This window comes from Streptomyces gilvus (assembly GCF_022513565.1).
Lineage (GTDB): Bacteria > Actinomycetota > Actinomycetes > Streptomycetales > Streptomycetaceae > Streptomyces > Streptomyces gilvus.
This window is the reverse complement of the sequence record NZ_JAKWBE010000001.1, coordinates 809,246-832,576: the sequence shown is the minus strand read 5'-3', so window position 1 is coordinate 832,576 and position 23,331 is coordinate 809,246. Positions and strand designations below refer to the sequence as shown.

The 23,331-nt window shown below is 71.0% G+C and carries 20 protein-coding genes and 1 pseudogene; 6 read left to right on the top strand and 15 right to left on the bottom strand.

Features of this window, described 5'->3' with window-relative positions; genetic code table 11:
* Positions 1–87: 87 nt before the first annotated feature.
* Positions 88–1,017, bottom strand: coding sequence for a DUF6777 domain-containing protein (locus tag MKW14_RS03775; protein WP_240858773.1), 930 nt, complete (start codon positions 1,015–1,017; stop codon positions 88–90).
* A gap of 134 nt (positions 1,018–1,151) precedes the next feature.
* Here MKW14_RS03775 and MKW14_RS03770 point away from each other — a divergent pair, with 134 nt between their 5' ends.
* Positions 1,152–2,570: a lipase maturation factor family protein gene (locus MKW14_RS03770; RefSeq protein ID WP_240858772.1), complete on the top strand. Its 1,419-nt coding sequence runs from the start codon at positions 1,152–1,154 to the stop codon at positions 2,568–2,570.
* On the opposite strand, the gene MKW14_RS03765 is transcribed toward MKW14_RS03770, so the two are convergent.
* The 8 genes from MKW14_RS03765 to MKW14_RS03730 are packed head-to-tail and all read right to left on the bottom strand — an operon-like array spanning position 2,567 to position 10,369.
* The gene (locus MKW14_RS03765) at positions 2,567–3,391 is read right to left on the bottom strand and encodes an amidohydrolase family protein (RefSeq protein WP_240858771.1); all 825 of its coding nucleotides are present in this window, start codon (positions 3,389–3,391) and stop codon (positions 2,567–2,569) included. The two genes, MKW14_RS03770 and MKW14_RS03765, sit on opposite strands and share 4 nt — an antisense overlap.
* The gene (locus MKW14_RS03760) at positions 3,388–3,702 is read right to left on the bottom strand and encodes an L-rhamnose mutarotase (protein ID WP_240858770.1); all 315 of its coding nucleotides are present in this window, start codon (positions 3,700–3,702) and stop codon (positions 3,388–3,390) included. Before MKW14_RS03760 ends, MKW14_RS03765 begins: the two co-directional genes overlap by 4 nt.
* Complete coding sequence (locus MKW14_RS03755; RefSeq protein ID WP_240858768.1) at positions 3,699–4,640, bottom strand: aldo/keto reductase; 942 nt, start codon at positions 4,638–4,640, stop codon at positions 3,699–3,701. The genes MKW14_RS03760 and MKW14_RS03755 overlap by 4 nt, the downstream gene beginning before the upstream one ends.
* A 2-nt stretch (positions 4,641–4,642) precedes the next feature.
* Positions 4,643–5,398 carry an SDR family NAD(P)-dependent oxidoreductase gene (locus tag MKW14_RS03750; protein WP_240858766.1) on the bottom strand — a complete coding sequence of 252 codons (756 nt, stop codon included), beginning with the start codon at positions 5,396–5,398 and terminating at the stop codon, positions 4,643–4,645.
* The gene (locus MKW14_RS03745) at positions 5,395–6,735 is read right to left on the bottom strand and encodes an L-fuconate dehydratase (protein WP_240858765.1); all 1,341 of its coding nucleotides are present in this window, start codon (positions 6,733–6,735) and stop codon (positions 5,395–5,397) included. The genes MKW14_RS03750 and MKW14_RS03745 overlap by 4 nt, the downstream gene beginning before the upstream one ends.
* A 31-nt stretch (positions 6,736–6,766) precedes the next feature.
* Positions 6,767–7,792, bottom strand: coding sequence for an ABC transporter permease (locus MKW14_RS03740; RefSeq protein ID WP_240858762.1), 1,026 nt, complete (start codon positions 7,790–7,792; stop codon positions 6,767–6,769).
* Positions 7,785–9,302, bottom strand: a complete 1,518-nt coding sequence (locus MKW14_RS03735) for a sugar ABC transporter ATP-binding protein (protein ID WP_240858760.1) — start codon at positions 9,300–9,302, stop codon at positions 7,785–7,787. The genes MKW14_RS03740 and MKW14_RS03735 overlap by 8 nt, the downstream gene beginning before the upstream one ends.
* A complete protein-coding gene (locus MKW14_RS03730; protein ID WP_240858758.1) occupies positions 9,299–10,369 on the bottom strand; it encodes a sugar ABC transporter substrate-binding protein in 1,071 nt (356 codons plus the stop codon). Before MKW14_RS03730 ends, MKW14_RS03735 begins: the two co-directional genes overlap by 4 nt.
* A 164-nt stretch (positions 10,370–10,533) precedes the next feature.
* Here MKW14_RS03730 and MKW14_RS03725 point away from each other — a divergent pair, with 164 nt between their 5' ends.
* Together MKW14_RS03725 and MKW14_RS03720 are read left to right on the top strand one after the other, a co-directional pair.
* Complete coding sequence (locus tag MKW14_RS03725; protein ID WP_240858756.1) at positions 10,534–11,235, top strand: FadR/GntR family transcriptional regulator; 702 nt, start codon at positions 10,534–10,536, stop codon at positions 11,233–11,235.
* Positions 11,236–11,292: 57 nt separating this feature from the next.
* Positions 11,293–11,541: pseudogene (locus tag MKW14_RS03720) on the top strand (TetR/AcrR family transcriptional regulator); the annotation flags it as partial.
* Between the two features lie 12 nt (positions 11,542–11,553).
* Here MKW14_RS03720 and MKW14_RS03715 read toward each other — a convergent pair.
* Genes MKW14_RS03715 through MKW14_RS03690 form a run of 6 tightly spaced genes read right to left on the bottom strand, consistent with a single transcriptional unit; the run spans position 11,554 to position 20,997 of the window.
* A complete protein-coding gene (locus tag MKW14_RS03715) occupies positions 11,554–14,574 on the bottom strand; it encodes an alpha-mannosidase (protein WP_240858754.1) in 3,021 nt (1,006 codons plus the stop codon).
* Positions 14,575–14,604: 30 nt separating this feature from the next.
* Positions 14,605–16,620 (bottom strand): endo-beta-N-acetylglucosaminidase, encoded by a 2,016-nt coding sequence (locus MKW14_RS03710; protein WP_240858753.1) that lies wholly within the window; start codon positions 16,618–16,620, stop codon positions 14,605–14,607.
* Positions 16,617–17,873: a glycoside hydrolase 5 family protein gene (locus tag MKW14_RS03705; protein WP_240858752.1), complete on the bottom strand. Its 1,257-nt coding sequence runs from the start codon at positions 17,871–17,873 to the stop codon at positions 16,617–16,619. Before MKW14_RS03705 ends, MKW14_RS03710 begins: the two co-directional genes overlap by 4 nt.
* Before the next feature lie 29 nt (positions 17,874–17,902).
* Complete coding sequence (locus tag MKW14_RS03700) at positions 17,903–18,808, bottom strand: carbohydrate ABC transporter permease (protein ID WP_240858751.1); 906 nt, start codon at positions 18,806–18,808, stop codon at positions 17,903–17,905.
* Positions 18,805–19,698, bottom strand: coding sequence for a carbohydrate ABC transporter permease (locus MKW14_RS03695; protein WP_240858750.1), 894 nt, complete (start codon positions 19,696–19,698; stop codon positions 18,805–18,807). The genes MKW14_RS03700 and MKW14_RS03695 overlap by 4 nt, the downstream gene beginning before the upstream one ends.
* A gap of 6 nt (positions 19,699–19,704) precedes the next feature.
* The gene (locus MKW14_RS03690) at positions 19,705–20,997 is read right to left on the bottom strand and encodes an ABC transporter substrate-binding protein (protein WP_240858748.1); all 1,293 of its coding nucleotides are present in this window, start codon (positions 20,995–20,997) and stop codon (positions 19,705–19,707) included.
* A gap of 248 nt (positions 20,998–21,245) precedes the next feature.
* Here MKW14_RS03690 and MKW14_RS03685 point away from each other — a divergent pair, with 248 nt between their 5' ends.
* The 3 genes from MKW14_RS03685 to MKW14_RS03675 all read left to right on the top strand — a co-directional run bounded on the left by MKW14_RS03685 (position 21,246) and on the right by MKW14_RS03675 (position 23,300).
* Entirely contained in the window at positions 21,246–22,253 is a 1,008-nt protein-coding gene (locus MKW14_RS03685; RefSeq protein ID WP_240858936.1) for a LacI family DNA-binding transcriptional regulator, read from the top strand.
* A 51-nt stretch (positions 22,254–22,304) separates the two neighbouring features.
* Entirely contained in the window at positions 22,305–22,847 is a 543-nt protein-coding gene (locus MKW14_RS03680; protein ID WP_240858746.1) for a GNAT family N-acetyltransferase, read from the top strand.
* Positions 22,848–22,910: 63 nt separating this feature from the next.
* Entirely contained in the window at positions 22,911–23,300 is a 390-nt protein-coding gene (locus MKW14_RS03675; protein ID WP_240858745.1) for a TopoII/MutL transducer domain-containing protein, read from the top strand.
* Positions 23,301–23,331: the final 31 nt, after the last annotated feature.

The window sequence follows — 23,331 nt, the reverse complement described above, 5'->3', positions numbered from 1 at the left end:
CCACCTTGCCAGGGTTTGCCTGATTCTTCGACCGGGAGGAACCGGATTGTTGCGACGAGTGCCCGTCCCGCGGTCGCGGATGACCGCTCAGCCGTCGAAGACGTCCGTGGGGCTGTCGAAGACGGTGGTCGTCAGGCCGGGCGTCGGGGGCGGAGCGACCGTCGCCGTCGGAACGCCGGCCGGCGCGGCGATGCCTGTGCCGGGTTCGCCGGCGTCCGGGCTGGGGGCCGGGGTCGGCATCGTCGCCGGGGTCTCCCGGACCGGTGGCGGTATGACGTGGTCGTGGTGCACGTCGTGGCTGATGGGGCGTTCGATCCAGGTGCCGTCGACGACGTCGATGATCGTGACGCTGGTGATCGCCCGGGGTGCCGGGGTCACCACGATCACCTGGCCGGGCCGGAAGCCGGACCAGGAGCAGCCCTGGGTGCCGAAGCGGCCGCGTTCGGCGACGGCCGGAGTGAGGGGGTTGCCGCAGGCGCAGCGCACGCGCGGTACGCCCCGGTCGTCGACGAGGACGGCGGTGCCGGCCTGGAGCACGGACTGGAAGTCCGTCGTCCGGCCGTGGCGGAAGCCGTGGTCGGTGACCCGGGTGTCGGCGCGCAGCACGACCGGCGCGAGACCGCGCAGGAAGTCGGGGACGGACGCCTCGGTGACGCCCTCCGCCCGGGCGAAGGCGCGGGCCTTGGCCGGGCCGGAGGTGAGGTAGGCGATCTGCCGGTCCACATCGCAGCTGCCGACGCCGGCGGTTCCGCCGTACAGCCCGGGGGTGCCGCCCGAGAGGGCCCGTGCGCTGCGCGGGGCACCCGCCGCCTGCGCCGCACGGGCGGCGGCGGACGGGGGCGTCGTCGTGGCGGCCGTGGACGGGGTGAACGGGTCCGGTCCCCGGTCCGCGGCCGGCTGCAGAAAGACCTCGCCGCGCGCCTCGGTGTCCGTCCCGCCGCTGCCGACGCAGCCGACGGCGATGAGTGCCGCCGCGAGTGCGCAGGCGGTGGCGAGGGTTCCGGTGACTGTCCGCACCTCGTCCTCCAGCCTCAGACCAGGAAATTCGTCACTATTGTCTGCTTCACTCACTTGGGTTACGCAAGCGGAGGAGGGTTACACGGAGAGTGACATAGGGTTCGGCGCGACAATGAAGTGAGGAGCGCACGGCCGTGGACTGGTTCACCGCACCCGAGTACTGGATGAGCCGGCTGGTCTTCCAGCGGGCCCTGGCCGGCGTGTACCTGGTGGCGTTCCTGACGGCGGCCCTGCAGTTCCGCGCGCTGATGGGCGAGCGCGGCATGCTGCCGGTCCCCCGGTTCGTCGAGCGGGTGCGTTTCCGGCAGGCTCCCAGCCTCTTCCAACTCCACTACTCGGACCGCTTCTTCGCGGTCTGCGCCTGGACGGGCTGCGCTCTCTCGGCGGCGCTGCTCGCCGGGCTGGACTCGTACGTCCCGCTCTGGGCCGGGATGGTGCTGTGGCTGATCCCCTGGGCCCTGTATCTGTCGATCGTCAACGTCGGCCAGACCTGGTACGCGTTCGGCTGGGAGTCCCTGCTGCTGGAGGTGGGGTTCCTGGCGGTCTTCCTCGGCAACGACGAGGTGGCCCCGCCGGTGGTGGTCCTGTTCCTCCTGCGCTGGATCCTCTTCCGGGTCGAGTTCGGCGCGGGGCTGATCAAGATGCGCGGTGACGCGTGCTGGCGGAAGCTGACCTGCCTGGACTACCACCACGAGACCCAGCCGATGCCGGGCCCGCTGAGCTGGTTCTTCCATCATCTGCCCAGGCCCGCGCACCGGGTGGAGGTGGCCGCGAACCATGTCACCCAACTCGCGGTGCCCGTCCTGCTGTTCACACCCCAGCCGATCGCCACGGCCGCGGCGTCCCTGATGATCGTCACCCAGCTGTGGCTGGTCCTGTCGGGCAACTTCTCCTGGCTGAACTGGATCACCATCGTGCTGGCGACCTCCGCGTTGCGGCTCCCCGACGACGCGCCGTCCACGCTCCCGGTCACCCCGCTCTGGTACGAGGTCCTGGTGCCGGCCGTCGCCGTCCTCCTCGCGGCGCTGAGCTACCACCCCGTCCGCAACATGATCTCCCGCCGCCAGATCATGAACCGCTCCTTCGATCCGCTCCATCTGGTCAACACCTATGGAGCGTTCGGGAGCGTCAGCCGGTTCCGGTACGAGGTGGTGATCGAGGGCACCGACGACGACGTACCGCGGGAGGACTCGGACTGGCGGGAGTACGAGTTCAAGGGCAAGCCGGGCGATCCACGGCACTGGCCACGCCAGTTCGCGCCCTACCATCTGCGCCTGGACTGGCTGATGTGGTTCGCCGCGCTGTCGCCCGGGTACGCCGGCTCCTGGTTCGGCGCCCTGGTGGAACGACTCCTGGAGAACGACCGCGACACCCTGCGCCTGCTGCGCCGCTCCCCCTTCCCGCCCGACGCCCCGCCCCGCTACATCCGCGCCCGCCTCTTCCGCTACCGGTACACGAGTTGGCGGGAGCTGCGGGAGACGGGGGCGTGCTGGGAGCGGACCTACGTACGGGAGTATCTGCCGCCCACGCGGCTGACGGGGGTGGTGGTCTAGAGGCCGTAGACGCGGGCGGCCGTGGTCTCGAAGAGCTGGGCGTGTTCGGCCGGGGACGTCAACTGGCGGGCCGCGTCGACGACTTGCCCGTAGGGCGTTCGCTCGGTGCACACCGGCCAGTCCGAGCCGAACATCAGACGGTCCGGGCCGAAGGCCTCCAGGGCCGTCTCGGTGTACGGGCGGAGGTCGTCGGTGGTCCAGGCGGCGGGGTCCGCCTCCGTGACCAGACCGGAGAGTTTGGCCACGGTGTTGGGCCGGGCGGCGAGGGCGTGCAGGTCGGTGGACCAGGGGGTGAGGGCGCCCGAGGCGATCGGGGGTTTGCCCAAGTGGTCGAGGACGAAGGTGAGTTCGGGGAGGCTCGCGGCCGCCTTGGTGCAGGAGGGGAGTTGGTGGGGCAGGACGACCAGGTCGTAGACCAGGCCCGCCGCGGCCACGGCCGCGAGGCCCCGGCGCACGTCCGGGCGCAGCAGCCATTCGGGGTCCGGCTCGCCCTGGACCTGGTGGCGGACGCCCTTGAGGTACGCGCCGCCGGGGAGTTCGCGCAGCCGGGCCAGTTCGTCGGCGATGTCGGGACGGGTGAGGTCGGTCCAGCCGACCACACCGGCGATCAGGTCGTGCGCGGCGGCCAGCTCCAGGAACTCGGGGGTCTCCTCCGGCACGGTGACCGTCTGGACCAGGACCGTGCGGTCGATCCCGGCGGCCCGCGCCTCGGGTTCGAGGTCGGTGACCGTGAACGTCCGCCGCAGCGGGCTGTCTTCGGGGATCCAGTCCTGGTCGCGGACCGCCAGGTCCCAGACGTGGTGGTGTGCGTCCACGGTCATGGCAGCTCCCAGACGACGGGCAGGCCGGCCTCCGCGCCCTCGGCGGAGTAGTCGTGCACCACGTCCAGCAGCTCCGCCATCCGGGCCTGCCAGGCGATGTTGACCGGCAGCTTCTCCAGTTCGGCGAGGAGCCGGGCGTAGTCCTCGCACTCCAGGACGTGGAAGAGGTCGGTGCCGCTGCGCCAGATGGTCCAGGAGCTCGCGCCGGCCGCGCGGATGGCGTCCGTGAGCTCCTTGGGCACCTCGCGGTGGGCGCCCTCGTACTCGGCGACGCGGTCCGCGCGGACCTTGGTGTGCAGGGCGACTCTCATGACGGGTCCTCCGTGTTCAGCAGACCGGTCTCCCGCAGCTCCTGCCAGAAAGCGGGGGGCGCCGGCGTCGCGAACTGGTCGGCGCAGTCGTGGACCTCCGCCGCCGAACGGGCTCCCACCAGCACGCTCGTGACGGCCGGGTGCGCCGCGCAGAAGGCGAGGGCGGCGGCCCGCAGGGTGATGCCGTGCCGCTCGGCGACCTCCTGGATGCGCAGGGCCCGGTCCAGCAACTCGGCCGGCACCGCCGCGTAGTTGTAGGTCGCCCCCGGCTTCGGATCCGCCAGCAGGCCCGAGTTGAAGGCTCCGCCGATCACCACCGAGACGCCCCGGGCGACGGCCGCGGGCAGGAGGTCCGTGAGTGCGCTCTGGTCGAGCAGGGTGTAGCGGCCGGCGCACAGCACCACGTCGACGTCGGTCTCGCGGACGAAACGGGTGAGCATCTCCGCCTGGTTCATCCCCGCGCCGATCGCGCCGACCACGCCTTCCGAGCGGAGCTTCTCCAGCGCCGGACATGCCTCCCGGAAGGCCTGTTCGGCGTGGTCGTCGGGGTCGTGGAGGTAGACGATGTCGACGCGGTCGACGCCGAGCCGTTCCAGGCTCGCGTCGAGGGTGCGGCGGATGCCGTCCGCGGTGAAGTCCCACACCCGGCGGTGGGTGGCGGGGACGGCGAAGCCGTGCGCGAGGTCGTCCCCGCCGTCGGACGAGGGCTCCAGCCGGCGGCCGACCTTCGTGGAGAGCGTGTACTGCTCACGCGGGTGCTCGCGCAGGGCCGCGCCGAGGCGGCGTTCGGACAGGCCGAGGCCGTAGTGAGGTGCGGTGTCGTAGTAGCGGATGCCGCGCTGCCAGGCGGCGGAGACGGCCTCGTAGGCCTGCTCGTCGGTGACCTCGGTGTAGAGGCCGGCGATGCCGGCCGCTCCGAAACCGAGTCCGTGGGGCATGCTCACTGGCCCACCGGCCTCAGGCGCAGGCCCTGCATGCCGCCGTCGACGGCGAGGGAGGTGCCGGTGGTGGCGCCGGAGAGGGGGCCGGCCAGGTAGGCGATGGCGCCCGCGACCTCGGCGGCGGAGACCAGGCGGCCGGTGGGCTGGCGGGCCTCCAGGGCGGCGCGTTCGGCGGCCGGGTCGGGGGCCTTGTCCAGCAGGCGGCCGATCCACGGGGTGTCCGCCGTACCGGGGTTGACGCAGTTGACGCGGATGCCCTCGCGGACGTGGTCGGCGGCCATGGCGAGGGTCAGCGAGTACACGGCGCCCTTGGTCGCGCTGTAGAGCGCGCGTTGCGGGAGGCCGGCGGTGGCGGCGATGGAGCAGGTGTTGACGATCGCCGCGTGCCGCGAGGCGCGCAGATGCGGCAGCGCGGCGCGGGCCACGCGCACCATGCCGACCACGTTGACGTCCAGGACCCGGTGCCACTCGGCGTCGTCGTTGTCCTCGACGGTGCCCTGGGCGCCGATGCCCGCGTTGTTGACCACCACGTCGAGCCCGCCGAGCTCGGCGACCGCGGCGGCCACCGCCTCTCGTACGGAGGTGTCGTCGGTGACGTCGGCGCGGAAACCCAGCAGCGGCTTCTCCACCGGGGACGGGTCCAGGTCCAGGACGGCGACCTGCGCGCCGCGGGCGGCGAGGAGCTCGGCCGTGGCCCGTCCGATGCCGGAGGCTCCGCCGGTGACCAGGGCCTTCAGCCCCTCGAAGTCGGTCATGCCGCCTGTCCCTTCTTCTCGTCGAGGTCGGCGACCCAGAAGTCGCCGTCGGGGAAGGTGTACCGCGCGATCGACTCGGGACGCATGGCGGCCGAGAATCCGGGCGCGGTGGGTGCCTGGTAGTGGCCCTCGCGGATCACCACCGGGTCGAGGAAGTGGTCGTGCAGATGGTCGACGTACTCGATGACCCGGTTCTCGGTGGTGCCGGTGACCGCCACGTAGTCGAACATCGACAGGTGCTGGACGAGTTCGCACAGGCCGACGCCGCCGGCGTGCGGGCAGACCGGGACGCCGAACTTGGCTGCGAGCAGCAGGATGGCGAGGTTCTCGTTGACGCCGCCGACGCGGGCCGCGTCGATCTGGACGACGTCGAGGGCGCCGGCCTGCAGCAGCTGCTTGAAGACGATCCGGTTCTGCACATGCTCGCCCGTGGCCACCTTCACCGGGGCGACGGCCTCACGGATGGCGGCGTGCCCGAGGACGTCGTCGGGGCTGGTGGGCTCCTCGATCCAGTACGGGTCGAACTCGGCCAGCGCCTTGGTCCAGCGGATCGCCTCCGCCACGTCCCAGCGCTGGTTGGCGTCGATGGCCATGCGGATGTCCGGTCCGACGACCGAGCGGGCGACCCGGCAGCGGCGGATGTCGTCCTCCAGGTCGGCGCCGACCTTCAGCTTGATCTGGGTGAAGCCGTCGGCGACGGCCTGGGCGGCGAGCCGGGTGAGCTTCTCGTCGCTGTAGCCGAGCCAGCCGGCGGAGGTGGTGTAGCCGGGGTAGCCGCGCTCCAGCAGGTGTTCCGTGCGCTCACCCGCCCCCTCCCTGCCCCGGCGCAGGATCTCCAGCGCCTCCACGGGGGTGAGGGCGTCGGTGAGGTACCGGAAGTCGATCTGCCCGACCAGCCACTCCGGGTCGGCCTCGGCGAGCAGCCGCCACAGGGGCTTGTCGGCGCGCTTGGCGGCGAGGTCCCACACGGCGTTGGTGACCGCGCCGATCGCCATGTGCATCACGCCCTTCTCGGGCCCGAGCCAGCGCAGTTGACTGTCCCCGATCAGGTCGCGGTAGACCGCGCCGGGATCGGCGCACAGTTCGTCGACGGACCGTCCGACCACGTGGTGGCGCAGCGCGTGGATCGCGGCGACCTGGACATCGTTGCCCCGCCCGATGGTGAAGGTGAATCCGTGCCCCTGCGGACCGTCCTCGTCGTCGGTGCGCAGCACGACGTAGGCGGCCGAGTAGTCGGGGTCCGGGTTCATCGCGTCGGAGCCGTCGAGCTCGCGCGAGGTCGGGAACCGGATGTCATGGGTGTCGACCGCGGTGATGCGGGCGGGCGTCGGGGACACGGAGGGCCTTTCGGTCGGGGGCTGGGGCGGGTCAGTCCTGGGCGCGGCCCGTTGTCAGGCGGGCGATCATGAGGGCGACGAGGATGATCCCGCCGTAGATGGCGTCGATCCAGAACGACGGCACCTGGGCCATGGTGAGCATGGTCTTGACCACGCCGAGCAGCAGCACGCCGGTGAGGGCCCCGAACATGGTGCCCCGGCCGCCGTCGAGGCTGATGCCCCCGATGACGGCCGCGGCGAACACCGTGAAGATCATGTTCTGGCCCTGGTTGGCGCCGATCGCGCCCACGTAACCGGTGTACATCAGGCCACCGAGCGAGGCGAGCACACCCGCGACGACATAGACGCCGAGCCTGACGCGGTCGACGCGGATGCCCGCGGCGCGGGCCGCCTCCAGGTTGCCGCCGATGGCGTACAGCGAACGGCCCACACGGTGGTACTTGAGCACCAGACCGGCTACGGCGAACGCAGCGGCGGCGACCCAGACCGACAGCGGGATGCGCAGGAACGTGGAGGTGGCCAGCGAGAAGAACGCGTCCGGCATGCCGAACAACGTCTTGCCCTTGGTCGCGCCGACCAGGAGCCCGCGCAGAATGATCAGCATCGCCAGCGTGACGATGAACGCGTTGAGCTTCACCTTCACCACGAGGATGCCGTTGAAGGCTCCGATGACCGCGCCCACCAGGGGGATGGCCAGCAGCGCCAGCCCGGCGGGCAGTTCCGTGCCCCAGCCGGCCTGGGCGGCCGGCAGGACCAGGAGCGCCGCCACCGCCGGCGCGACGCCGACCACCGATTCGAGCGACAGGTCGAACTTGCCCGTGATGAGGACCAGCGACTCGGCGAGCACCACCATCGCGAGCGCGGCGGAGGAGGCCAGGATGGAGATCAGGGTGTCTTCGGTGAAGAACGAGTCGTTCAGCAGGGCGCCGAGCAGAAGGAGCAGCAACAGCGCGGGAACGAGGGCGAGTTCGCGAGCGCGGCGCAACAGCACGGCGCGAGCCGACCGAGCATCGGGCACCCTCACCGGCTTCACCGGCGGAGCCTTGGTGTCAGCCATGGTCAACTCCTTCGATGGAGGCGATCAGCTCGTGGTCGCGCCAGCCCGCCGGGTGCTCGGCGACGACACGGCCGTGGAAGAGGACGAGGACGCGGTCGCAGCGCCTGAGGTCGTCGAGTTCGTCGGAGACGACCAGGACGGCGGTGCCGTCCTCGCGGGCGCTGTCCACGCGGGCGAGCAGTGACTCCTTCGACTTCACGTCGACGCCCGCGGTGGGGTTGATGAGGACCAGCAGCCTGGGGTCGGAGGCGAGGGCGCGGGCCATGACGACCTTCTGCGCGTTGCCGCCGGACAGGGCGGAGACCGGCTGCTCGGGACCCTCGGCGTGGATGTCGAGACGGTCGATCAGCTCGGTGGCGAAGCCGCGTCTGCGGTCGGTGCCGATGAAGCCGAAGCGGCCGAGCCGGTCCAGGACGGTCATGGTGGAGTTGTCGCCGATGCTCATGCCGGCGACCAGACCCTGTTCGTGCCGGTCGCGCGGCACGCAGCCGACGCCGGCCTCGAGGGCGGCCTGCACCGAGCCGAACTTCAGCGGTCGGCCGTCGAGTTCGGCCGTACCGCCGGTCGGGGTGCGCAGGCCCGCGACGGCCTCCGCCAGCTCGATCTTGCCGCTGGCGCTGGAGCCCGCGAGGCCCACGACCTCGCCGCGCCGGACGGTCAGGTCGACGTTCTCGTACGCCTCCGAGGTGAGCCCGCGTGTCTCCAGGAGGACGGGGGCCGTGTCGTCGACGGCCCTTTCCCGCAGGCCCTGTTCGGCGATCACCTCGATGGACTCCCCCGCCATCGCCTCGACCAGGGCCGCCCTGGGCAGTTCGGCGACGGGGGCGGTGGTGATCCAGCGGGCGTCGCGCAGCACGGTGACGGTCTGGCAGACCTCGTACACCTCCTGCAGATGGTGGGAGATGAACAGGAAGGTGACGCCCGAGTCCTGCAGGCCGCGCATGCGGGCGAAGAGCCGCTCGATCTCACGGTTGTCGAGCTGGGCGGTCGGCTCGTCGAGGATGATGAAGCGGGCGCCGAAGCTCAACGCCCGGGCTATCTCCACCATTTGACGGTCCTCGACCTTGAGGTCGGCGGTGCGGGCGTCGGGGTCGACGCGGACGTCCCAGGTGTCGAGGAGCCGGGCGGCCTCGCCGCGGAGCCTGCGCCAGCTGATGAAGCCGCGCTGGAGGGGCTGGCGGTTGATGAAGAGGTTCTCGGCGACCGTCAACTCAGGGACGACGGTGGGGTGCTGGTAGACGCAGGCGACCTTGCGGCGCCAGGCGTCGCGGTCGGTGAGGGCGGGCGCGGGCTCGCCGTCGAAACGGACCGTGCCCTCGTCAGGCGCCTCCAGCCCGGTGAGGACGCGGACCAGGGTCGACTTGCCGGCGCCGTTGCGGCCGACGAGGGCGTGGGACTCGCCGGGCAGCACGGTGAGCCGGCCGTCGGCGAGGGCGGTGGTGGGGCCGTACCGCTTGACGATGTCGCGTGCCTCGACAAGCGGTACGACCGGGCTGTCAGAAGCGCTCATTTGACCGTGTTGCCCCAGAGCTTGGGGTCGTCGACGTTGGACTTGGTGACCAGGGGCGCGGGCAGTTGGTCCTCGAGGATGCCGCTCGGCAGCTTGACGATGGTCGAGTCGTGGTCCGTCGGGCCCGGCTGGAAGGTCTTCCCCTGCATCGCCGCCTTGATGTAGTACATGCCGTACTTGGCGTAGGCGTCGGCGGGCTGGGAGACGGTCGCGTCGATCTCGCCCTTGCGGATGGCGTCGAACTCCTGCGGGATGCCGTCGTTGGAGACGATGACGATGTGGCCCTTCTGGCCGGCCGTCTTCAGCAGGTTCTTCGACTTCAGGGTCTGCAGGGTGGGCGCGAGGTAGACGCCGCCGGCCTGCATGTAGATGCCCTTGATGTCGGGGTTGGCGTTGAGCAGGGTGCCCAGCTGGGAGGCGGCCGTGTCCGACTCCCACTTGGCGGGGATCTCCAGGACCTTGAGCTTGGGGTACTTCGTCTTCACGCAGGTGCGGAAGGCCTGGGAGCGGTCGCGGCCGTTGACCGAGGCCAGGTCGCCCATGATCTGCACGACCTTGCCGCTGGTGACGTGCTGGCCGAGGTAGTCGCAGGCCTTGGTGCCGTAGGCGACGTTGTCGGCGCGCACCACCATGGCCACCTTGCCCTTGTCGGGCGCCACGTCGACGGCGACGACCGGCACGCCCTTGCGGTCCGCCTGGTCGAGGCCGGCCTCGATGGCGGCGCTGTCCAGGGGGGCGACGACCAGGCCCTTCACGCCCTGGTTGAGCTGGTTGTTGATGTCGGTGATCTGCTGCGAGGGGTCGCTGTTGGAGTTGACCGTCTTCAGCGCGTCGACGCCTTCGGACTTGGCCATCTTCGGCACGTAGTCGTTGTACGACTGCCAGAACGGCGAGGTCAGCAGGGGCAGGATCACCCCGACCTTGCCGGTCCCGCCGCCTCCGGCGCTGCCGGAGCCGGTGTCCTTGGTGCTGCCGCAGGCGGCGAGTAGGAGAGAGGCGCCGACGACCGCAGCCATCGCGCCGACGATCCGTGACCTGTTCTGCTTGCGCGCTGTCGTGCCGGGCATGTGGGCGGCTCCTCGTTGAGCGTGTTCGAGCAGATGCCCGCATATTTATCAGACCACTTCCGGGAAACAACACCCTCCGACGCGATTTTTTCGCCTCTTCTGACGGTATTGGTCGGACCACCCCCGGGGTTAGACTGCGGCGCACCGGCGACAGGAGGAACGGCGTGGACGAGACCGCCCCGCAGAAGGGCACGGTGACGCAGCGCGCCATCGAGCGGATCAAGGCGATGATCGCCGAGGGACGTCTCGAGCCCGGTCAGCGGCTGCCGACCGAGCGTGACCTCGCGTCCCAACTGGGCATCTCCCGCAGCTCGATGCGGGAGGCGATCCGGGCGCTGACGGTGCTCGGGGTACTGGAGGCCCGGCACGGCTCCGGCATCTACGTGACGCAGTTGGAGGCCGGTGACCTGCTGGAGACGTTCGGTGTCGTGGCCGACCTGTCCCGGGGCCCGCGTCTCGTGGAGCTCCTGGAGGTCCGCCGCATCCTGGAGTCGACGGCCACGGCGCTGGCGGCGGCCCGGATCACGCCGGACCAGCTGGCCGAGGTGGAGAAGCATCTCACCGCGATGAACGCCACCGACGACCCCGAGGAGATCCTCGCCCACGACCTCGCCTTCCACCGCGAGATCGCCATGGCCGCGTGCAACGACACCATGGCCGCGATCCTGGAGGGCCTGTCGTCGCGGACCTTCCGCGCCCGCGTCTGGCGCGGCTACCAGGAAGAGGGCGCCTTCGCCCGCACCCGCCGCGAACACGCGGCGATCCACCGCGCCCTGCTCGCCCACGACCCGGAAGCGGCCCGCGCGGCAGCAGCCGCCCACGTGGGCGAAGTGGAACAGTGGCTACGAACCCAGCTCGGGGAGTAGCGGAACGACGGGCGGGCGTGGGGCTGCGGCTCCGGGGTCCGCTGCGCTTCACAGGTTTCATCGCTGCTGAACTACATCCTCGGTATGGCGGGCCAGAACGCGGCCGACGCCCGGACGCACCAACCGGGCACGAACCGCACCGAGTTCCTGGACGCGGTGGCGACCGAGTGGGAGGAACTCGATCCCGACCAGTACGCGTTCACCCGCGGCGTCGCCGGTCAGCTCCGCGAGCACGACGACCGGGCCGAGTTCGCCGCCGGGATCGACCTCATCCTCGCCGGGATCACCGCCCATACGTGGCCGTGACAGGCGCTGTGCTCAGGCCCGCCGCAACCGCAGTGTCATCAGCTCGAAGGGACGCAGGCGTACGGCGACACGCTCGCCGTCGACCCGTGGCGCGGGCGCCTGGGGCAGCGGGCGTTCCAGCAGGTCGGTGACCGTGACGTCGGCGACCGCGAAGCCCGCCGTCAGGGTGGCCCGCGCCCGGCCGCCGTGCGCCTCGTGGAAGCGGACCACCACATCACCGCTGCCGTCGTCGGCGAGCTTCACCGCCGTGATGACGACCGCCTCCTGGTCGACCGTCACCAGCGGCGCGACCTCGCCGGCGCCGTCGACCCGCCGCTCGGGAAGGTTGATCCGCCAGCCCTCACGCACGGCGTCCCCGATCCCGGCGCCCGGCACCAGCGCGTGCCGGAACCGGTGCAACCCCTGGTCGGTCTCGGGGTCCGGGAAACGCGGGGCGCGCAGCAGGGAGACCCGGACGGTGGTGGTCGTACCGCGGTCGCCGTCCGTGCGCACGGTACGGGTCACGTCGTGGCCGTACGTGGAGTCGTTGACGAGCGCGACCCCCCAGCCCGGTTCCTCCAGGTGGACGAAGCGGTGGTTGCAGGCCTCGAACTTGGCCGCCTCCCAGGAGGTGTTGGTGTGGGTCGGGCGGTGGAAGTGCCCGAACTGCGTCTCGGACGCGTACCGTTCGGCGTGCACGTCGAGCGAAAAGGCGAGCTTCAGGAACTTCTCCGTCTCGTGCCAGTCCACCTCCGTCTCCAGCAGCAACCGCCGCTCCCCCGGCGGCAGCGACAGCACCTGTGTGACGCGTGACGCGCCGAAGGTACGGACGATCCGCACGGACCCGGCGTCCCCGCCGGCGGCCACCTCGTCCGCGTCGATGAGGTCGGTGACGGTGTTGCGGTAGAACTCGTCGACGTCCCAGGCGTCCCACATGTTCGGGAAGTCGGGGTGCAGTTGGAGCAGGTTCGCGGCTCGGCCCGGGGCGACGGTCTCGCGGTCGGCCTCGATGTCGAGGGCCGACACGACCAGGCCCCGGGCGTCGATCTCGACGCGCAGCAGGCCGTTGTCGAGGATGTGCCCGCCGTCGGGGCGGAGGGTGCGGATCGTCTCGCCCTCGGTGGTGGGTGTGCCGGCGCCCCCGGCCGGGACACCGTGGCGGGTGTGCGGGGCGGAGTTGAAGAGGAGGGGGGTCGATCCCTCGCCCGCGAGGGCGCGTTGGGCCGCCGTGATGATGGTGTTCAGCTCGGCGGCCAGGCGTTCGTATGTCGCCCGTGCCTCGCGGTGGACCCAGGCGATCGACGATCCCGGCAGGATGTCGTGGAACTGGTGCAGCAGCACCGTCTTCCAGATGCGGTCCAACTCCTCGTAGGGGTAGGGGAATCCGGTCCGTACGGCCGCCGTCGCCGCCCACAGCTCCGCCTCGCGCAGAAGGTGCTCGCTGCGGCGGTTGCCCTGCTTGGTCCTGGCCTGGCTGGTGAGGGTGGCGCGGTGGAGTTCGAGGTAGAGCTCGCCGACCCAGACGGGCGGTTCGGGGTACTCGGCCTCGGCCTTCTCGAAGAACTCGCGCGGGCTCTCCCAGGCGACGGTCGCCGAACCTTCCAGGTCCCTGAGGCGGGCCGCCTTCGCGACCATCTCCCGGGTCGTACCGCCGCCTCCGTCACCCCAGCCGGTGGGCGCGAGGGAGTGCCGGGCGACGCCCTTGTCCTTGAAGTTGCGGGCCGCGTGGGCGATCTCGCCGCCCTTCATCGAGCAGTTGTAGGTGTCGACCGGCGGGAAGTGCGTGAAGACGCGGGTGCCGTCGATGCCCTCCCAACGGAACGTGTGGTGCGGGAACTTGTTCGTCTGGGACCAGGAGATCTTCTGCGTCAGCAGCCACTTGGACCCGGCCGCCCTGATGATCTGCGGCAGTCCGGCGGCGAAGCCGAAGGTGTCGGGCAGCCAGGCCTCCTCGTTCTCGATGCCGAACTCGTCGAGGAAGAACCGCTTGCCGTGCACGAACTGACGGGCCATCGCCTCCGAGCCCGGCATGTTGGTGTCCGACTCCACCCACATCCCGCCCGCCGGCACGAACCGCCCGTCGGCCACCGCCTTCTTCACCCGTGCCCACACCTCGGGCCGGTGCTCCTTCACCCAGGCCCACTGCTGGGCCTGCGACATGGCGAAGACGAACTCGGGTTCGTCGTCCAGCAACGCCGTCATGTTGGAGGCCGTACGGGCCACCTTGCGCACCGTCTCCCGCAGCGGCCACAGCCACGCCGAGTCGATGTGCGCGTGGCCGACGGCGCTGACGCGGTGCGCGGAAGCGGCGGCCGGCTCGGACAGGACCCCGGTCAGGCGTGAACGGGCCTCGCCCGCCGTGCCGTTGACGTCCTGCAGGTCGACCGCGTCGAGGGCCCGCTCCACCGCCCGCAGGATCTCCCAGCGCCGGGCCGACTCGACGGGCAGCTCGGCCATCAGCTCGCCGAGCACCTCCAGGTCGATCACCAGCTGCCAGACCGTCTCGTCGAAGACGGCCAGGTCCATGCGGGTAAGCGTGTACTGCGGCTCGCTGCCGGCAGTGTCCTTGTCGCCCAACTCGGTGGGCAGGAAGGGGTGGTAGTCGAGGATGACGGGGTTGGAGGCGGCCTCGACGTGCAGGCGCACCTCCTCGCCGCCCTCGACGGGCGCCCCGATGCGCACCCACTGGTTGCGCGGGTTGAGGCCCTTCACCGGGGTGCCGTCCGGCCGGTAGACCAGGCCCTCGCACTGGAAGCCGGGCATGTTCTCGTCGAAGCCGAGGTCGAGCAGGGCCTCGACGGTCCGGCCCGCCCACGCCTCGGGCACGGTTCCGGTGACGCGGAACCAGCTCGTCCCCCAGGGAGCACCCCACCGAGCGCCCACCGTGATCGGCTCGGGCTCGGCCGCGAGCCCTTCCGCGACCGGCACCGGCTCACCGGGCGCGTGCCACACCGCCACCTCCAGCGGTACGGACTCCGGGTACACGGCGGGCCGGATGCGCTCCTCGAGGACGCGCTTGAGACGGGCTTCGACCAGGCTGCGGTCGTCATGCATACGGGGTGCTCCAAGGCTGGGGGCGGACGGTTACCAGGGGTGGGTCACGGTGACGGGGGCCGACGAGGTGTACAGCTCCCCCACGGCACGCAGCTCGAACCGCGCGGCCGGCTCGCCCTGTTCGGGCTGGAGGCCGGAGACGAAGTACGCCTTCTGGCAGGTGCCGCCGAGAAAGCGCCGGGTGCCGTCGGGGAGGAGGCGGTGCAGGGTGTACTGGCGTACGTCACCGGGGGCGGCGGTCCACGCGAACCGCAGATCACCGCCGGAGGCCGCCGTGATGCGCAGGTCGGAGGGGGCGGCGGGGGTCACGGGCGCGTCGCGCACGGCGAGGGCGCCGAGGCGCCAGGCCATCGGACCGCCGTCGCTCGGTGTGAGGCGCACGGCGAGTGTGTGCACCGTCCGGGAGGCCAGACCGGTGAGCGGGATCGTCACCGTCTGCCAGCTGTTGACCGAGTTCACAGGCATGTAGTGGTACGAGGGTGCCTCCCCGGGCGTGCGCGGCTCGGCCGTCGCCACCGCGAGCTCGACGTTCACACTGCCGACGTCCGTGCGCGAGGTCAGCTCGACAACCGTGTTCACACCCACCGGCAGCTGTGTCGCGTACAACTCGACGACGACCGTCTCGTCCGGTTCACCCGTCACCAGCACACTGCTGCCGCCTCGCCAGGCGTCCGCGAAGTCGAAGGACACGGCCGGCCGCTGCCCCTCCGTCCGCACCACCCACCGCCGGGACGGAAGCCGGTCCTGGAGGCCGAGATGGTTCCACGGGGCGTCCGAGGTGACCGCACCGTCCTCGTACCAGCGCAGCCCGTGCCCGGTGTTGAAGGTGCTCGCGAAGGGCAGCGCGCTCACCGTCGACCGGTCCGCGACCGACACCGCGGGAGCCCGCCAGGGGTCAGCGGCGTCGGGCCGGGACGGATCCAGGGACCGCCCGGTCCAGAACCGGTCGTCCGCCGCGTGGAAGTCGCCCGGCGTCCGCGAGGCGGGCAGGTGGTTGCGGGTCCACTCGGGCCGGTAGAACCCGATCGACGTCACCTGGGCCTTGCTGGTCGGCACGATCGCGTCCCAGTTGACGGAGGTGTCCGACCCGTTGGACTCGACGTCGACGCCCGCCCACAACTCGTACCGGCTGCGGCCGAGTTGGGCGGCCTTCGTCCCGGAGGAGGCGAGGGTGCCCGCCGTCCAGCGGAAGTCGACGAACATGTCGTCGGCGGCCTGGAAGAAGGCCTGGTTCTGGCTGTTCAGCGCCCCCTGCCAGCTCACCGGCCCGTTCACGGTCATCGCGTCGTACCAGGTCACGCGCTGTCCGCGGGCCGCCGCCAGCGCCTTCAGCTCCTTGACGAACCCCAGCATGTCCGCGCCCAGCGCGCTGTCGCCTCCGCCGGTCTCGGCGTTGACGAACCACCCGTCGAAGCCGTACGCCGCCGCCACGGCGACCAGCTGGGCGGCGAGCGGGTAGTGCCCGGAGGCGTCCTTCTGCACCAGGTCCCGGGTCCACCGCAGTTGGCCGCCGTACGCGGTGGGCGGCAGGAAGACGTTGCCGAGGACCGGTACGCCGTGGCGGTGGGCGGCGTCGACGACGGGCGCGTTCGGGGCGAGGATCAGTCCTTCGCCGGACGAGCCGCCCCAGAAGACGAGTTCGTCGAGGTAGGCCCAGTGGGTGAGGGCGTAGTAGTCGGCGGTGGCCGAGCCCTGGGAGGGGTTGCCGGAGGTCGGTCCGAAGGACACCAGCGACTGGACGCGGGCCTGCCCGGAGCGGGCGGTCGTGTTCGCCGGGGTCGGGGTGAAGCGAGGCGCGAGCGGCACCGACGCGGCGTTGAAGGCGAGGTCGGCGTCACCGGCGGCCGTCCAGGACTTCAGGCTGCGCCAGGTGATGCCGCTGCCGGGCGTGCCCGAGGGCAGCGAGTCCGGGTACCAGTAGGAGGCGTACGGCGGGGTGGCGGTGGCGGTGGCGTCGGCCCCGCGGGCCGCCGCGACGGCGGGCAGGGGCGGCAGCAGGGCGGCCGCGGCGCCGGCGAGCAGGACGGTGCGTCTGGTGGGGTTCACGAGCTGGTGCCTCCGTGTGGGGTGGGGAGTACCTGTTCGGGAGTGACGACTTCGGTGATGCCGCGTACGGCGAGGTGGTCCTCGTCGTCCGCGCGGGTGTCCAGGACGGTCGTGGGCCGGGCGCCGTCGGCGGTCAGCCGGAAGAAGGCGTCGAAGACCGGGCCGCCAGGTGCGCAGCGGGACCGTACGCCCGGGTCGGCGGGGACGACGAGCGCGGTGGCGCGCGGGGCGGGAGCCCGGTGGTCGCGCGCCGCCGCGTCGGCCAGTACGCGTGCCGTGTCCTTCGGGTGCCGGTCGTTCGTCAACAGCCCGAGCCCGTATTCGAGTTCGGGGAAGTCGGCGAGGTCGCGGGAGACGTCGTGGGAGCACCACCAGGTGATGCCCCACAGGTCGGGGCAGTCCAGCGCGGCCTCGACGGTGGCCGCGGTGAAGGCGGCGGCGTGCTCGGGCGGGATCAGGGGTGCGGGGGCGCCGACCTCCTGGAGCCAGACGGGGCGGCGGGGGTCATCGGCCCAGGCCCTGCTCAGTTCGATCAGGTAGGCGGCGTGGTGACCGGTCGGCACGGAGGTACGGCCGTGGCGCTGAGCGGTGCCGTTGAAGACCCAGGAGTGCACGGCCGTGAGGGCGCCGTGCCGGGCGGCCTGGGAGGGGGTGAACGGCATGTCGTCCTGGTACCAGGTGGCGTCGTACTCGGCGTGCAGATGCAGCTTGCCGGGGGCGCCCTTCTCGCAGGCGGTCAGCATGCGTTCCAGCCATGCGTCGATCTGCGCCGCGGAGGCCCGGTCGGGGTCGGGGTGCGGGCCGGCCGAGAACTGGTTGACCTCGTTGCCGAGCGTCATGCCGAGGAAGTTGGGGCGGTCGGCGAGGGCGGCGGCGAGGGTGCGGAGATAGGTGGCCTGGCCGTCGAGGACGTCAGGGTCGGTGAAGAGGTTGCGCCGGTGCCAGGTGCGGGTCCAGGCGGGCAGGAAGTCGAAGCTGCTCAGGTGCCCCTGGAGCCCGTCCACGTTGACGTCGAGGCCGCGTTCGGCGGCGGCGTCCACCAGGGCCACGAGCTGTTCGACGGCCCGTGGGCGGATCAGGGTGCGGTTGGGCTGGAAGTACGGCCACAGCGGGAAAACCCGGACGTGGTCCAGGCCGAGGGCCGCGATCGAGTCGAGGTCGGCGCGTACGGAGTCGAGGTCGAAGTCGAGCCAGTGGTGGAACCACCCTTCGCTGGGGGTGTAGTTGACGCCGAAGCGCACGGCAGGAGGCATGCGGTGTCCTTGGAACTCGTAGACGGCGATCAGCCCTTGACGGCCCCCTCGCCCACCCCGCGGAAGAAGTACCGCTGCAGACAGGCGAAGAGGGCGATCAGCGGGGCGACGGCGATGACCGTGCCCGCGGCGACGAGGCGTTCGTCGTTGGCGAAGGTGCCGTGCAGGTAGTTGAGGCCGATGGTCAGGGTGAACTTGGACGGGTCGCTGAGCACGATCAGCGGCCACAGGAAGTCGTCCCAGGCGCCCATGAAGGCGAAGATCGCCACGACGGCGACGGTGCCGCGTACCGAGGGAAGCGCGACGCGCAGGAACCGCTGCCAGACGTTGGCGCCGTCGACATAGGCGGCCTCCTCGATCTCGTACGGCAGGTTGCGGAAGGCGTTGCGCATCAGCAGCACGTTCATGGCGCCGACGCAGCCGGGCAGGACCACGCCGATGAGGGTGTTGTTCAGGCCCAGCTCCCGCATGGTGGTGAACTGGGCGATGATGATGCCCTCCACCGGCACGAGCATCGCCAGGATGAAGACGAGAGTGGCGACGCGTCGGCCCCGGTAGCGCAGCCGGGCCAGGGCGTAGCCGGCGAGGGCCGAACCGACGCAGTTGGTGACGACGTTGGCGGCGGCGACCTTGAGCGAGTTCAGCGCGTAGTCCCACACCGGGATGGTGTCGGCGACCCGCTCGTAGTTGTGCAGGGTGGGGTGGCCGGGCAGGAACGTCGGCGGTGAGCTGAAGATGTCCTCCGTGGGACCCTTGAGCGAGGTGGACAGCTGCCACAGGAACGGGCCGACGGTCAGCGCGAGGACGGCGAGCAACAGCACGTACCGCACGACGAGTTCCCCCACCCGGATGCGGCGGCCGTGTTCGTCGGTGACGCGGGGCTCGCGGGGGGCCTCGGTCCGGGAGACGGGCCGTGCCTTCTGCAGGACGCTCATGACTCGTCCCTCCGGTCGGCGCGCAGCACCAGCAGCATCAGCGCGACGGTGACGACGAAGACGACCAGCGAGATCGCGGAGGCGTAGCCGACGCGGCCGGTGAGGCCGGTGCCGGTGCGCTGGACCAGCATGACCAGGGTGGTGTCCTCGCCGGCCGGGCCGCCGCTGGGGCCCGCCATCAGGTACACCTCGGAGAACACCTTGAAGGCGGCGACCGAGGAGAGCGCGGCGACCAGGACCATGGTGGAGCGGACGGCGGGCACGGTGACCGTGAGGAAGCGGCGGATGGCGCCCGCGCCGTCGACGGAGGCGGCCTCGTGGAGTTCGCGCGGGACGTTCGCCAGCGCCGCGAGATAGATGATCATGTAGTAGCCGAGGCCCTTCCAGACGGTCACCGCCATGGCGCTGAACAGCAGCAGCCACTGGTCGCTGAGGAAGCCGACCCGGCCGACGCCGACGGTCTCCAACAGGGAGTTGACCAGGCCGCGTTCGTCCAGCAGCCACACCCAGATCAGGCCGACCACGACGATCGAGGCGACGACCGGCGTGTAGAACGCGGACCGGAAGAAGGTGATGCCGGGGATGTTCTTCCGCACCAGCAGTGCGAGCAGCAACGGCAGGACGACGAGGGCGGGGACGACGCAGACGACGTACAGCGCGCTGTTGCGCAGGCCGATCCAGAACATGTCGTCGTGCAGCAGTTCACGGAAGTTGGCGAGCCCGACGAACTTCCCGGGGACGAGGGTGCGACGGTCGGTGAAGGCGTTGACGACCGTGGAGACGAACGGGTACAGGATGAACACGCCGGTGATCAGCAGCCCGGGCGCGGCGAACAGCCAGGGGCTGCTCGGCAGTTGGCGCCGTACCCGGGTCACGGTGGAGGTGGTCATCGCGGGCTAACCCTGCTGCTGGAGCAGTGTGTCGCAGGCCTTGACAGCGTTGTCGAGAGCCGCCTTGGGGCTCTCCTTGCCCTGCAGCGCCTTGGCCACCTCGTTGCGCAGTGCCGTCTTCATCTGGTCGCTGAACAGCACGGGCGTGTAATTGACCGCGTTCTTCAGGGACTTGGCGGCGGCGATCCGCACCCGGGTCTCGTCGGTGCCGTCCTCCTTGGTGAAGTAGGGGTCCTCCAGGGAGCCGGCGGTGCTGGGGAAGATGGCGACCTTCCTGGCGAAGGACATCTGGTGCTCGGCGTCGGTGACGTAGTGCGCGAAGGCGACGGCGGCCGGGGTGCGCTTGGTCCTGGAGTTGACCATCACGCCCATGACGTACATGTTGACGTGGCCGGTGCTGGTGATCTGGTCGGTGATGCCGATGTTCTTGTACAGGTTCGGCGCCTGCTTCTTGAAGTTGCCGAGGTCGAGGGCGCTGCCCGGGTTCATGGCGACGGCCTCGGTGAGGAACTTCTTGCCCGACGACTCCGGGGTGGCGGTCAGCGCCTGCGGGTCCAGCGCCTTGGCGTCGTACAACTCCTTGTACTTGCTGAGCAGTTGGACGCCCTTGGTGTCGTTGAAGGTGAAGGCGGTGCCCTGCTTGTTCATCAGCTCCACGCCGTAGCGGCCGAAGTCCTCGATGGTGGGGACGTTGGCGAGGGTGGCGACCTTGCCGTCGCTCTTGTGCGCCATGGTCAGGGCGTCGGCGAAGAGGTCGTCGTACGTCTTCGGCGGGCTGTCGGGGTCGAGTCCGGCCTTCTTGAACAGCGACTTGTTGTAGAAGAGCGGGCCGGTGTTGAGGTACCAGGGGAAGGCGTAGGTGCCGGTCGTGCCGGGGATCTGGTGGCTGGCCCAGGCGCCCGCCAGGTACTCCTTCTTGTACTTGGCCGCCGCCTTGTCGAGGTCGAGCGCGAGGCCGGCCTTGGCGAGCGGGGCGACGAGGTCCGGGGAGACGTTGACGACGTCGGGCAGGGTGCCGCCCGCCGCGTCGGCGCTGATCTTGTCGGCGTAGCCCTCGGCGGGCTGGTCGATCCACTTCACGTGCGTGCCGGGGTACTGCTTCTCGAAGTCGGCGATCACGCCGTCGAAGTACGACCTGAAGTTGGCGCGCAGATTCCAGGTCTGGAAGGTGATGTCGCCCTCGACCTTGCCGGAGGCGTCGCCCGATCCGCCGTTGTCGCCTCCCGAGCCGCACGCGCTGAGCGGCAGGACGAGGGCGAGGAAGGCGGCTGTGGCAAGGGTTTTGCGGGAAACGGACACGGCTGAACGGCCTCCTTGGGCAACGGGGTCGGTGCTGCGGGGTTGGCCAACGACGCAGACCCTGCATGCCGTTTCACCGGCCCGTCAATGGAACCGGAGGAGCTAATCGCATTAGTTGCTAATGCGCATTAGGTTCTTGCGGCTGAACCGCATTAGTGCCTACCCTCCCTGAATCCGCACGCTGAATGTTGAACGCTGATTGGGGATTCACCGTGTCAGGCAAGCGGTCGCCCGCGCGTCGGCCGACGATGAAGGACATCGCGCGCCACGCCGGGGTCTCCCAGAGCGCCGTCTCCTTCGCGCTCAACGGCCGGCCGGGCGTGTCCGAGGGGACCCGTGACCGGGTGCGCCAGGTCGCCGAGGAGCTGGGCTGGCGGCCCAGCACGGCGGCCCGCCAGCTGTCCGGGGAGGGCGCGGCGACGGTCGGCTTCGTACTGGCCCGCCCCGCGGACACCCTCGGTGTCGACTCCTTCTTCCTCCAACTCGTCTCGGGCATACAGGAGGTGCTGGCGGAGCGGCATCTGGGCCTGCTGTTCCAGGTGGTCGAGGACGTCGACGACGAGTGCGCGGTCTACCGGCGCTGGTGGGCCGAGCACCGCGTGGACGGCGTCCTCGTCGTCGACCCGCGCACCGCCGACCCGCGCCCCGGCCTGTTGGACGAACTCGGCCTGCCCGCCGTGGTGATCGGCGGCGCCCCCGACGAACGCCACCCCGGTCTGTCGACGGTCTGGGCGGACGACGCGGGCGCGATGGCCTCGGTGGTGGACGAGTTGTACGCGCTCGGACACCGCCGGATCGTGCACATCGCGGGTCTGCCCGGTCTGGCGCACACCGAGCGCCGTATCCGCACGCTGCGCGCCGAGGCGGAGCGCCGGGGTCTGTCCGAGGTGGAGTCGGTGACCACCGACTACTCCGACGCGGAGGGCGCGGCCGTCACCCGCCGGGTCCTGGGACGCCCCGCTCCCCCGACGGCCCTGATCTACGACAACGACGTGATGGCCGTGGCCGGCGTGGCCACGGCCGCCGAACTGGGCTTCTCCGTACCGGCCGAGGTGTCGGTGCTGTCCTGGGAGGACTCGGCCCTGTGCCGGATGGTCAAGCCGTGGCTGTCGGCGCTGTCCCGCGACAGCGTGGAGTTCGGCCGCACGGCGGCACGGGAACTGACGGCACTGCTGGACGGGGGCCCGGCCCGGACGGTACGGGTACCGGTGCCCCAGGTCATCGTCCGGGACAGCACGGGGGCGGCGCGACGGTAGGTGCTCGCACAGGGGATTGCCGCAGTCCGCCGCGTCGGATAGGAAGCCTGCATGCTGAAGGGCGAGAAGGTGGGACTCAGGGCCCGCCACGAGGACGACATGACGGTGCTGCGGGCCGAGCTCTACGACGACGTGGTCAACTCCTCGCGGGCGGCAGGCGGGCCGTGGCGGCCGGCCTCGCCCGGCTCCAAGGATCCGCGGCTCGTGCCGGACGACATGAAGGAGGAGCATGTCCCGTTCTCCGTGGTCGAGTTGGAGGGCGGCACGCTGGTCGGCACCGCGACGCTCTGGGGCATCGACAACCACAACCGCCTCGCCCACATCGGGCTGGGCCTCGTGCCGTCCTCGCGCGGCAAGGGCTACGGCACCGACGTTGTCGCGGTCCTGTGCCACTACGGCTTCGTCGTCCGCGGCCTGCGACGCCTCCAGATCGAGACACTGGCCGACAACCACGCGATGCTGCGCGCCGCCGAACGCAACGGCTTCGTCCGCGAGGGCGTCCTGCGCTCCGCGGCCTGGGTGATGGGCGAGTTCCTGGACGAGGTCCTGCTCGGACTCCTGGTCGAGGAGTGGAAGCGGAAGGCGAAGAGTTAGTGTCCCGGCAACCGCGCCGAGGACCGTGAAAACAGCGGCCCGGGAGGCGTTCACTAAGGGGGCGTGAGCGGCCTCGGCGGGGTCGCCGGGAGGGACGCGGAGGACGTCCGGGGCTTCGCCAACGGCCGGTTCACCCAGGAGGGCGGCACGCATGTGGACGGGTTCCGCGACGGGGTGACGGCCGCCGTCACCGCGTACGCGCGCAAGCGGGGACTGCCGGTGGACGCGGGCACCGATGTGATCGCCGACCGGATCGGCCGGGGCCTGACGGCGGTCGTGTCGCTGAGGCTGGACCGCGTCGAGTACCTCGGCGCCATCAGCGGACTGCTCGGCAACACGGAGGTGCGGGCCTGCGTCGCGGAGGCTGTCCGGCAGCATCTCGACACCTGGTTCGAGGAGCACCCGCAGCGGGCCCGGGAGATCGCCGACCGGATCGCCGGAACGCCGGTGTGACGGGTGCGCGATGGCGCCGACCTGTGCACGA